General features: G+C 42.0%; 11 protein-coding genes. 4 read left to right on the top strand and 7 right to left on the bottom strand.

Annotation, left to right across the window (positions count from 1 at the left end; all coding sequences use genetic code 11):
• Positions 1–8: 8 nt before the first annotated feature.
• Together ACIGG7_RS17225 and secA2 are read right to left on the bottom strand one after the other, a co-directional pair.
• Positions 9–911: an accessory Sec system S-layer assembly protein gene (locus tag ACIGG7_RS17225; protein WP_397550397.1), complete on the bottom strand. Its 903-nt coding sequence runs from the start codon at positions 909–911 to the stop codon at positions 9–11.
• Between the two features lie 4 nt (positions 912–915).
• The gene (gene secA2, locus ACIGG7_RS17220) at positions 916–3,282 is read right to left on the bottom strand and encodes an accessory Sec system translocase SecA2 (RefSeq protein WP_397550396.1); all 2,367 of its coding nucleotides are present in this window, start codon (positions 3,280–3,282) and stop codon (positions 916–918) included.
• 291 nt (positions 3,283–3,573) lie between these two features.
• Between secA2 and ACIGG7_RS17215 the strand changes: the two genes are divergently transcribed.
• Entirely contained in the window at positions 3,574–4,623 is a 1,050-nt protein-coding gene (locus ACIGG7_RS17215) for a glycosyltransferase family 4 protein (RefSeq protein WP_397550395.1), read from the top strand.
• Between the two features lie 117 nt (positions 4,624–4,740).
• Here the strand turns inward: ACIGG7_RS17215 and ACIGG7_RS17210 are convergent, their stop codons facing one another.
• Together ACIGG7_RS17210 and ACIGG7_RS17205 are read right to left on the bottom strand one after the other, a co-directional pair.
• Positions 4,741–5,760 carry an LCP family protein gene (locus tag ACIGG7_RS17210; RefSeq protein WP_397550394.1) on the bottom strand — a complete coding sequence of 340 codons (1,020 nt, stop codon included), beginning with the start codon at positions 5,758–5,760 and terminating at the stop codon, positions 4,741–4,743.
• 181 nt (positions 5,761–5,941) lie between these two features.
• The gene (locus tag ACIGG7_RS17205) at positions 5,942–6,580 is read right to left on the bottom strand and encodes a YigZ family protein (protein ID WP_397550393.1); all 639 of its coding nucleotides are present in this window, start codon (positions 6,578–6,580) and stop codon (positions 5,942–5,944) included.
• 522 nt (positions 6,581–7,102) lie between these two features.
• On the opposite strand from ACIGG7_RS17205, the gene ACIGG7_RS17200 reads away from it, so the two are divergent.
• Positions 7,103–8,245 (top strand): sensor histidine kinase, encoded by a 1,143-nt coding sequence (locus ACIGG7_RS17200; RefSeq protein ID WP_397550392.1) that lies wholly within the window; start codon positions 7,103–7,105, stop codon positions 8,243–8,245.
• A gap of 29 nt (positions 8,246–8,274) precedes the next feature.
• Positions 8,275–8,952 carry a response regulator gene (locus tag ACIGG7_RS17195; RefSeq protein ID WP_061810718.1) on the top strand — a complete coding sequence of 226 codons (678 nt, stop codon included), beginning with the start codon at positions 8,275–8,277 and terminating at the stop codon, positions 8,950–8,952.
• 410 nt (positions 8,953–9,362) lie between these two features.
• Here the strand turns inward: ACIGG7_RS17195 and treR are convergent, their stop codons facing one another.
• Positions 9,363–10,085 (bottom strand): trehalose operon repressor, encoded by a 723-nt coding sequence (treR, locus tag ACIGG7_RS17190; protein WP_397550391.1) that lies wholly within the window; start codon positions 10,083–10,085, stop codon positions 9,363–9,365.
• Positions 10,086–10,203: 118 nt separating this feature from the next.
• Between treR and ACIGG7_RS17185 the strand changes: the two genes are divergently transcribed.
• On the top strand, positions 10,204–10,812 hold the full coding sequence (locus tag ACIGG7_RS17185; protein WP_397550390.1) for a nuclear transport factor 2 family protein: 609 nt from the start codon (positions 10,204–10,206) through the stop codon (positions 10,810–10,812).
• A 33-nt stretch (positions 10,813–10,845) separates the two neighbouring features.
• Here the strand turns inward: ACIGG7_RS17185 and ACIGG7_RS17180 are convergent, their stop codons facing one another.
• Both ACIGG7_RS17180 and ACIGG7_RS17175 read right to left on the bottom strand, forming a co-directional pair.
• The gene (locus ACIGG7_RS17180; RefSeq protein WP_397550389.1) at positions 10,846–11,007 is read right to left on the bottom strand and encodes an aspartyl-phosphate phosphatase Spo0E family protein; all 162 of its coding nucleotides are present in this window, start codon (positions 11,005–11,007) and stop codon (positions 10,846–10,848) included.
• A 69-nt stretch (positions 11,008–11,076) separates the two neighbouring features.
• Complete coding sequence (locus tag ACIGG7_RS17175) at positions 11,077–11,400, bottom strand: hypothetical protein (protein WP_397550388.1); 324 nt, start codon at positions 11,398–11,400, stop codon at positions 11,077–11,079.
• Positions 11,401–11,790 lie beyond the last annotated feature (390 nt).

Raw genomic sequence — 11,790 nt, 5'->3', positions numbered from 1 at the left:
TTATAGTTTTAACTATTCTGCACCGGCCTAACCGACCACTTAGACAAATCAGGCTTCTCCTTCTTCACCATGTCCTTAGGAAACACGAACGTCCAAGGCTTGGACGTATTCGCATTGACCGTAAGATCATTCAGCGAAAACGCTCCCTGAGCCACCAGCTCCTGTTCAGCATCAAACACTTGAAGTGGAAGCTGCTGAATGGATAGCGATTTATGATTACCGTTCCGGATAAGGATCGTTGTCGATAAATCTCCATTTTCATTAAAGCGGGCCTGTATGCCCATCAAATTTATTTCCTTTGGCTTCGGTTTTGGAAGATTGGAGACAAGGGCTTTTAACTGTTCTTTATCTTCCTGAGGTAACTGTTGTTCCCATGAATCCTCAAGCTCTAAACGGTTCGGCTGCATGGAGGTGACGTTGAATGCCAGTGACCAACCTTCTGCTGGGATTTGTTCTTTTTGAATGGTGTTTTTTTCAAAGACGAACATCCAGGGGCGACTGCTCTCGGCAGGAATCTTTCCTAGTTCGGATAAATCAAATTCCTTGCTGGCAATCAGCGTTTGATCTTCATCCAAGAGTAATAGTTCAACTGTACCAAGACCTATTTCTTTTTGAAGGCTATTCCGTAAGAAAGCTGTCACTTGAATCGCATCATTTTCGCGCTCCAGGTCAACTCCGGCAAGTGAGATCTGGTTTGGTTTCAGTGGATCAAGATCATTGTTGAGAAACCGGAATACGTATTCTTTTTCCTTAGGAAGATTCCAGCTTGGATGAAATGAAAGCTCTGTCATCACTTCTTCTTCTTTTGAACCTTCAAGGTTACCCTCAAGCAATGCATCAGAGGATATAGCGCTGTCTTTACCTGTTCTTTTTATATCTTCTGCTTTCTTCTTCTTGAAGAATGTAAACATGCTATCACTCCTTTTCTGTTAATGACTCCTGATGCAAACTTTTTAATATATCCATTGAAGCAATCGAGATGCTTCTTTCCAATGAATGATACATATCTGTGAATAATTCCAATCCTTCTCTTGCGTAGATCCTCATAGGATCTTCCTGTTGATAAGATCTCAGACCGATTCCTTCTTTCAAGCGGGTCATGTTCTCGATATGTTTGATCCATTGCTGGTCGATCAATGTAATCATGATTGAGGACAGAGATCGATTCACTCGGTCATTTTCTTCGGTACCTTCAATGAACTCCAGTGTATTGGCGAGAGCAGGCTTAATGACATCCTCTAACTGCGACCGTTCTTCCACTTCAGTAGGGAAAGTCATGCTTTCCATTACTAACTCATTAAGTGTCAGGCTTAATCTGTCGACCTTCCATTCTTCAGGGGGAAGCTCTTCAGGGCACGTGTCTTGAAGCACATTATCATAGGTGTCTTGAATCATTTTTTTCACCAGCTGAAGCAGGTCTTCTTTTTTCATTGCCTTTTCTCTCAATGTGTACATGACGTTCCGCTGCTCGTTGATGACATCATCAAGTTTTAAGTTATACTCACGCATGGAGTAGTTTGCACCTTCTACGATGCGCTGTGTCCGTTCAACCATTTCATGGATGCCCTTAGTCGTAACGAGGCCATCTTCATTCGTTTTGATTTTTTTCTCGAGTTTTTCCAGATCATCCTTGGCAAAACGTCGGAACATATCGTCTTCAAGGGAAATGAAGAATTGACTTGCACCGGGATCACCTTGACGTCCTGATCGGCCACGGAGCTGATTATCGATCCGTCTGCTTTCGTGCTTCTCTGTTCCCAGGACGAATAATCCTCCAAGCTCATCCACCTGTTCACCGAGAATGATATCGGTTCCCCGTCCGGCCATATTGGTTGCGATTGTGATCTGACCCTTTTGTCCGGCACCGGAAATGAGTTGGACTTCCTGTTCGACGCTTTTTGCGTTTAATAACTCATACTGTAAATTAGCCTTATCCAATACGTTGGCTACTTTCTCCGATTGAAGAATGGAAGTGGTCCCGATAAGGATCGGCTGTCCGCTGCGATGTCTTTCCTGTACTTCTTTCAGGACAGCGGCATATTTTTGTTCCGACGTTTGATATACCCGATCCTGCATATCGACCCTGATTTTCGGGCGGTTGGTAGGGATGGAAACGACCTGCATATTGTAGACTTCTTTGAATTCTTTTTCCTCGGTTTTCGCCGTTCCGGTCATCCCGGAAAGGATAGGGTACATCCGGTAATAGTTTTGGATCGTGATTTGAGCCTGTGTTTTATTCTCTTCGGTGATCTCCAGGCCTTCTTTCGCTTCGATGGCTTGATGAAGACCGTCACTTAACGTCCTTCCATCCATGATCCGACCTGTGAACATATCAACCAGCTGGACTTTTCCTTCATGTACGATATAATCAACATCCCGCTCGAACATGACATGGGCACGGACGGCTTGAATCACATAATGGAAGAGGGTCTGATGTTCCAGTTCATATAGGTTATCGACACCAAACGCTTTTTCCACTTTTTCGATTCCTGTATCCGTCAAACTTGTAGCCTTCGTTTCATCGTCAAAATCATAGTCGACATCTTTTTGAAAACGTTTGGCCAATTTTGCTGCTATGTAATGAAGATCCGCACTTGCTTTCATCTTTCCTGCAATGATGAGAGGGGTCTTGGCTTCGTCAATCAACACGCTGTCGATTTCATCAATGATAGCGTAGTGATACGGCCTCTGAGCTTTATCCCGAGGATCCCGCGCCATATTATCCCTTAGGAAATCAAACCCGAACTCGACACCGACACCATAAGTAATATCACATTGGTAAGCGTTCTTTTTCTGAACCGGATCCATCATCGGTACATTTAAACCAACCGTCAGTCCCAGGAATTCATGAATTGAACCAATTTGTTCCCGGTCACGTTTGGCGAGGTATTCATTCACCGTGATGACGTGGACCCCTTTGCCTTCAAGGGCACGAAGGTAAGCAGAAAGGGAGGCGACAAGGGTTTTTCCTTCACCGGTTGCCATTTCTGAAATATTTCCTTCAGCCAGGACAAGCCCGCCAATCAATTGAACATCATAGTGCCTCATGCCAAGAACGCGTTTCGATGCTTCGCGTACCACGGCAAAAGCCTCATTGGTAATATCTGATATCTTTTTTCCCGATTCCAGCTGTTGTTTGAACTGGAAGGTCATGTCTTTCAATTCTTCATCCGAATAGTCAGCAAAACGATCTTCCAATTGGTTGATCTGTTCTACTTGTTTAGAATATTTTTTCAATCTTCTTTGAGATTGATCCGTCGATTTTTTTAGTAGATTTAACATGTGAGCTTTTCTCTCCTTAACATTCGATAACGTGCGTCATCATTCACTAATTTTATCAAAATTAAGGAAAAAAGACTACAGACTTCAGAAATTAGTAAAATTATGCAACTTTTTAAATGGGTTTGTCGTCCCATAGTATGTGGGTATTACTAATATAGGAAACTAAGGATTAAGTTTCATTTTAATAGATTACGGATTGAAAACCTTTATTCAAAAATTGGTTACGTTAGTGATAATTTAACAAATTGAAAAGTGCTGAAATTGGATATGATATTTGTAAGGGGGTACACCATGATTTATGTAACCTTATTGATATGCTTTATAGCTTCCATACTCCTGACTCCTCTGGTGAAGAAGCTTGCTTTCAGGATTGGGGCGACCGACCGGCCGAATAAACGCAAAGTGCATCAGAAGATCATGCCTCGATTAGGAGGGCTGGCCATATTTCTCAGCTTCCTGATAGGAGTTATTATTCTGCAGCCATATAATATTTATTCCATGGCTATCATGGCCGGGGCGGCTGTGATCATTTTAACGGGTGTCCTGGATGACATGGTCGAATTGTCGGCCAAAATGAAGCTGGCTGGACAATTGGTTGCGGCCCTTCTCGTTGTTGTATGGGGCGGCGCTCAAGTGGAATTCATCAACCTTCCTTTTGGAGGGAAGATTGAGTTCGGTATTATGAGCATACCGTTGACCATCGTCTGGATTGTCGGAGTAACAAATGCCATCAATTTAATTGATGGTCTTGATGGACTGGCAGCCGGCGTTTCTTCCATAGCCTTGATTACCATAGCGGGCATGGCGATCATTATGGGGAATACCTATGTTGCCATCATCGCTGCTTTGCTCCTAGTTAGCACATTAGGATTTCTTTTTTACAATTTTTATCCTGCCAAAATCTTTATGGGGGATACAGGTGCCCTATTTCTAGGATATATGATATCGGTCCTTGCTTTGCTTGGGTTTAAGAATATTACCGTCGTATCTTTAATCATTCCGGTCATTATATTAGGAGTGCCAATATCAGATACTTTTTATGCAATCATTAGACGATTTCTTAATAAGCAGCCGTTATCTGCGCCGGATAAATCTCATCTTCATCATTGTTTGCTGAGAATGGGCTATTCCCATAAACAAACGGTATTGATCATCTACGCCATAGCAGCCATATTTGGAATGGCCGCATTGATTTTCTCCCAGTCAACCGTCTGGGGATCCATTATCTTCTCCGTTGTCATGCTGCTCATCATTCAGTTGTTGGTAGAAAATATTGGACTAATTGGGGCCGAACATCGACCTTTGATGAAATTTTTGAAAGCGAGAAGGAATAATAGCTGAAATAAAAGCTGTTTTTGAAAGAGCGGGTAGTGGTTGATTTCTGCTTACTATTCAGGGTGGTCTGTATAAAATTAACAAACAAAAAAGATCGAACTTTACAGTCCGATCTTTTTTATATTATTCAGTTGAATCCGCAACATCCGTATCCGATTCATTTTTACTAAGTTGAAGATGGTTCTTCAGTTTGCCGGTGACCTCTTCAAGTGAAGGTTCATCCAGTTGGTAATAATATACCCCATCTATATAGCTATCTTCACCTTGAAGTGAAAGGGATTCAACGTTGATCTTACCGCTTGTCCCGTAGCGGATAAACGATTTCATTTCAGAGAAAGGAATGTCAGTTGACATATTATCCCCGATTGCTTCCATGACTTCATCATACTTGGAAACGCCTTTAGTAGAAACAGCCTTCTCCATAATTGCCTTCATGATTTCCTGCTGTCTTTTTCCTCTTTCAATATCACTGTCCGCTTTTCTCGTTCTGGCGAAAGCCAATGCTTGTTCACCGTCTAAAGATTGCAGACCTTCCTCTAAATGGATAGCACCCTGTTCATCTTCAGAGTTTTGTTCCTCCATTTCATAAGGCACGTCCACTTCGATACCTTCAAGAGCATCGACAACATCAATAAACGCATTGAAGTTCATTTTCACATAGTAATCCACAGGGAGATTAAATAATTCTTCGACTGTTTCAATCGTGGCTTTCGGACCTCCGAAAGCATGTGCGTGATTTATTTTTGTTTTATACCCTACCTCAGGGATATACGTATACGAGTCACGAGGGATGCTGACAAGCTTCACTGATTTTGTATCATTATTAAGTGTAGCAAGCATGAGTGCGTCAGATCGAGTGTTACTTCCAAAATTACGTTTTTCACTCTCATCCACTCCAATGAATAAGATGGAGACATTGTCTATATTCGGATCAACTTTCTCTTCTCTAAGATCTGATTTTTCACGTCCATCGATTTTTTCAAAAGAACCATTCAGAACGGTTTCTGCTTTCTTATATAAGACTGCACCATAACTGGCAGCTGAAAAAGCAATGATTAGTAAAGGTACTAAAATAAAAAATAAAATTCTTTTTCTGCGTTTACGACTTCGCTCTTTCTTTATCCGATATCGATCAATTGACATTGTATTTAAAAACTCCTTTATATACCTAAGTAAAATACGAGTAATAAGACCATTTTTCTATTTTTCTCAACTGTCCAAACCTTATTCTACTACATTATTTAGATAACCGAAAATGAAAATTTCATTACAAACATATCAGTGAGGGACGGACCTTCAAGATGAAGGTCCGTCCCTCATCACATTACTGTGCTAAAGGATTCTCTAGATACTCGACGTTTCCTTCTGATATATCTCCTTGTCCGTTGGTGAGTTCGGTCATCCAGTCGGAGAATTGATGTTTGGCGGCTTCCTCTACGTAAACGTCCACTTCTACTGAATCGAGGTAATGGATTTCTTTAAGCAGATAGTGAGAAGACCTCACCTCATTCTCAACCTTTCCAAGCCATGTATAATCAATCTTCGTTTTCATTACCCGCATCAAACGTCTCTCTACTATACCCGTGGCATTCAGCCCCTCTGAAGTGGCACGCCCATAGGCACGGATCAACCCGCCGGCACCTAGTTTAATCCCGCCGAAATAGCGTGTGACGACGACAACCGTATCTTTAAGGTCCCGCTTCTTTAACACCTCAAGCATGGGAACACCCGCAGTCCCACTCGGCTCCCCGTCGTCATTGGCTTTCTGTATCAAGTTATTCTCCCCGATCATATAGGCAGAGCAGTTATGATTGGCATCATGATGCTTCTTCTTAATAGAAGCAATGAATTCCTGTGCATCTTCTTCGGTTTCCACTCGATTTACATATGCGATGAATCTAGATCGTTCAATCGAAATTTCATGTTCTCCGTAACCCTTCACGGTATTATAGTGATGTAACAAACTGCATTCTCCCTTCTCCGTTGTCGAAAATTACGACAAAATACGCGCTTATATCCTAATCTTACTATATCTAAAAATGATGAAGAATGCACAATTTGGGAACTAGGTGGGGTATATTGTCAGGTAAAAAATGGCTCTACATGAAATAATGGTAATACAATGTAATCAAACTTTAATCTCCGACAATATGTGACATGGTATAATGGACGCTGAAAGTAATACTTCAGTTGTTCCAAAGCTCTTAGGAGGAAGCCGAATGGTCTATAAAATTCCCATTCATTTTCTTTCATACCTGGAGCGATTGATCCCTTGGTAGAAGTATTACATAGGAATATGCCTAGATGAATAAAGGATTTCAGTGACTTTCCATTGAAATGATAATAGGTACTATCTATTATAGATGAACAGTGGGTCTATGGACATGATGGAATCATCGTGGTCAAAGCTTATTGGACCGATTATTACTATACAAGGATAGTTTTCTAGGTGGACTACTATTGTGGAACAAAAGAGGGGTGTACCGTGTCACTAAAAAAAATAGACACCAAGATGTTAGATAGCATCCTGAAAAAGATGGTCGATACGGTTGACGAAAGTAAGGATGAAATCTTCCAGATTGGCGAGCAATGTCGAACTGATTATGAAGATTTAATGAAAGAATTATTAGAAGTGAAAGAAATGGTCTTAAGGGTGATTGATGAGGGAGATGATCTCCAGCAGAAATCCAAGTTTGCACGACTCAGGCTTTCTGAAGTCAGCAAGCATTTTCAAACCTATTCAGAAGACCAGGTAAGAGAAGCGTACGAGAAAGCTCATGACCTGCAGATGAAGCTATCCATGAACAGGCAACATGAAAAGCAGCTTCGGGATCGCAGGGATGAACTGGAAAGACGCTTGCAATCACTCGGGGACACGATTGAACGGGCAGAGAATCTTTGTTCACAGATATCGGTCGTTCTCAATTACTTAAATAGTGACTTAAGGCAGGTCAATGAGGCGTTAGAAGACGCGAAGCAGCGTCAGGATTTCGGACTCAAGATCATTGAAGCCCAGGAAGATGAGCGGAAACGCTTATCCCGTGAAATTCATGACGGCCCTGCACAAATGATGGCCAATGTAATGATTCGCTCGGATTTGATTGAACGAGTGTTCCGGGAGAAAAACACAGATGACGCCATCAGGGAAATCCGCGATCTCAAACGGATGGTCCGCTCAGCCCTTTATGAGGTCCGCCGCATCATTTATGATCTCAGACCAATGGCGCTCGACGACCTTGGGTTGATACCGACCCTCAAAAAATACTTGAGTACCATCGAAGAGTATAATCAGGAGACCTCGATTCAATTTGTGAATATGGGCCTCGATATCAGACTTCCTTCTAAATTCGAAGTCGCTCTGTTCCGGTTGGTACAAGAAAGTGTCCAGAATGCCCTTAAGCACGCAGAAGCTACACATATTCAAGTTAAAGTAGAAGTAAAGAAAGACCAAATAATAGTTGTCGTCAAAGACAACGGCAAAGGATTCGACAAAGATACACAGAAAAAAGGATCCTTTGGCATCATGGGGATGAAAGAGCGTGTCGACCTTCTCGAAGGAGACATCACGATTGACTCAAAAGTAGGAGCAGGAACAGTGATCCTTATTCATGTTCCGCTTAATAAGTAAATTTTCCAAGGTTTAGGGAGGCGAAAGACATGGCAACAAATATTGTTATCATTGACGATCATCAGCTTTTCAGAGAAGGGGTTAAACGAATTCTCGAGTTCGAACCTTCATTCAACGTAGTAGCGGAAGGTGATGACGGTTCAGAAGCAATGAACCTGGTGGAAACACATGAACCCGATGTTGTTCTTATGGATATTAACATGCCTGAGACAAACGGCGTGGAAGCGACTCGTGAATTAATGGACAAATACCCTGATACGAAAGTCATCATCCTATCCATTCACGATGACGAAAACTATGTGAACCATGCGCTGAAAACAGGTGCACTGGGTTATCTGTTAAAAGAAATGGACTCAGACGCCCTGGTAGATGCGGTTAAGATTGTTGCTGAAGGCGGATCATACGTCCATCCTAAAGTGACGCACAACCTGGTTGCAGAATACAAGCGCCTGGCAAATGCCCAAAACTCAGGTGGATTCCAGCAATCCGAAGTTCGCCGCCCACTTCACCTATTAACTCGCCGCGAGTGTGAAGTACTGCAAATGCTTGCTGACGGTAAGAGTAACCGCGGTATCGGTGAAGGCTTATACATCAGTGAAAAAACTGTTAAAAATCATGTAAGTAACATACTTCAAAAAATGAACGTGAACGACCGTACCCAAGCAGTGGTGACTGCGATTAAGAATGGCTGGGTGGAAGTACGATAAGTACCGGTTGCTATATAGAGTATTGTTAATTTGTTGTTGAGAGAGCAGCCCTTCTTTTAGGAGGGCTGTTTTTTCGTTTGGGTGGGGGGATAACCCATTTTGAAGTGTTTTATGAAGTATTTAACTGATTTCTGGATCAAAGTAGCTGCCGGCGCGTCTAAGAAGAAGGGTAAATGGAGGTTGGAGTTGCCTCGTTTTATTATTAACCCTGTTTAGGGGAGAATTGATCCTTCGTCTCGGGTATTAATCCAATTTAAAATTTATTAATCCCTTATTAGAATAATTGAACCTCTTTTTCACTAATTCAACGTCTATGTCGAATTTTCTTTATAATTAAAGCGAATCTAAGTTGACCATTAAAAATCCCCAACAAAAAAATCCACTCCCCAAACCAGGAAGTGGAACCAACCCTAATGCTTTCTCCGTGCAAAATCAACAAACCGGAACATATCCAATCGATGTCGCGATTCCGTATACTCAAATAAAGTCGCATCCTTTAAATGGACATAATTCTTTACGACCACTACATGATCATAGTCATTCAAATCAAGATACTCCCGGTCCTCATCCGTACATTCTTCCACAACAATCTCTTTTTTGGCAAAATCGATGGGCAAATGAAGCTCACCTTCGAGATACTCATAAATGGAGTTCTCGCAGATTTCTTTCGTCAGCAACGGGACCTGTTCTTTCAGAAAGTAAGATTTATCAAGAATGATCCGTTCACCACCGATTTTACGGGAGCGGATGACTTTCCATACTTCGGCGTCACGAGGGGCCTCAAGTTGAGTAGCGACCATATCTTCAGCCAGAACCAACCCAAAGTCGTGGACGAATGTCTCGATATGATCCCGTCCCATGGAAGTCTGCAGCTCTTTGAAGCTGACAAGCCCGGAAATCGGAAAGCTCATACGTGACACATCAAGCACGAGGGAGCCCTTTCCACGCAGCTTTTGGATGAATCCTTTTTGCGCGAGTAATGTAAGCGCTTTACGAATAGTCTCACGAGAAGTGCTATAAATGACCGTCAGCTCGTTCTCCGAAGGAAGGATCGAATTTGCTGTATAGGTACCATTTTGGATTTTTTCAGAGAGATCTTCAAAGATTTGTTTGTATTTATTACTCTTCGTCATAATATCACCTGCTATTATTTTACCATAATTAGTAGGAAGAAATGAGATTCAACTTGAGTGTTGTGAATATTTTCAATAGAATGGAGATAGTGCAAATTTTAGAAAAGGGTGAAGAGCATTGTCGAAACATCATTGGAAGAAAATCATGTTGGGAATTGGCATGAGCACGTTGTTACTAGGTGCTTGTGGGGCAGACGAAGAGAAGAAAGAAGAGAAAGATACAGCCAAGACAGAAGAGGTCAGCCCGAAAGAAGACCCTGCGACAGATGAAGCGGCATCCTTGAACCAGATGACCCAGGTCGTAGAAGACGCGAGCGCACTTGAGGAAGCGGAAGGGATCCCGGAAGAAGAAAAGACGGCGATCAACGCAGCCTTTGATCAATATATCAATGCCTTTAACGAAGAAGATTTCGATTCATACATGAGTGTTATCTCGAAGACACCGGTGAACTTCAAGTACGAAGATGAAGAGCGCTATGTGAAGCAGATCTTTGATTCGGTCGATTCGAAGCGTTCGGTGGATAATGTGAAGATCATCAACTATGCAGCCGGTAAGAAAGCGGATGTGTATGCAGAAATCAAAGCAACGACGAAGGACCCGAACAGCGATAAGGAAGTGACAAGATCAGGTAAGCAAGTAACCGTCTTCCATAAGAAAGAGGATGGATGGAAGGTTGCAGCGATCTTCTTCTTGGCTAGTGAAGGGGAAGACGGAGCAACTGAATAAGAAGAAAGGCTGCGTTAGCGCGCAGCCTTTTTATTATTTCAATCGTTGATAGCGGTTGAATAGTTCATCAAGTTCCTGACTGAGTTTCACCGTTTCGGGATGTGAGAAACCATGGAATAGAGCAAAATATTTAAGTTCGATACGTTTTGTTTCGATTTCTTGCAACAAGGTTTGAACTTTTGGTGTGGCGTTCATGGCAGGAACTCCTTTTAGCTTTATTATCCCATAATAGAGAATAAATGTTAACTGTTAAATAATATAGGTTTACAGATTCGCGTTCTTCCTAAAAAACGTTGAACGGACTAGAAGTAATATGGTAGCAATACTGTAGTTGAAAATACTTGAAGCCACTAATGCCATAAACGACTGGTCGGGTACATCTCCTTCATTGAAAAAATCTAGAATGATTATGAGTAGAGAGAAGGTGCCGCTGATTAACGTAATGATGGCGAAAAGCAACAGCCCCGATCGGAAGATCTGTTTGGTGGGTAGTTTATTCTGGATAAACGACTCATCCTTCTGCTTTCCGCTGACTTTTTCCCGTGAAAAATGTCTGATGATAAGAGCCACTGCACAAAGTCCATACATGAATGCGGCCACAATGAGTATCGCGGGCAGCTGTGAGCGAAGATCCTCCTGTGGTATCCCCCAGAATAGTTAAACGAGCAATGCGATCGTGCCTATTAAACCTACGAAGATAGAAAAAAATAATAATGAAAATCGAATCATTTTTACTGATAAATATGGATTCACTTGATTTCTCCTTTAAAAATACTTCATACGCAATATGTATGCAAGTGCACAGGATCCGTATATGTAAATTCCCAACATGGATAGAGGGAGGGCGAGGGTTGGAATTTGATCTCTAGGGATAGTCCATAGTAACAGTACAGCCAACATAACGGTCCCACCTATACCCATTAAGATCGGGTACAGGAATAACGCTGTTTTTACTGCTCTTTTCGTTTGATAGGTCAT

It is taken from the genome of Rossellomorea sp. NPDC077527 (assembly GCF_044542955.1).
GTDB lineage: Bacteria > Bacillota > Bacilli > Bacillales > Bacillaceae_B > Rossellomorea > Rossellomorea aquimaris_E.
Note: the sequence above shows the minus strand (reverse complement) of the source record. Positions and strands in the feature narration are given on the sequence as shown.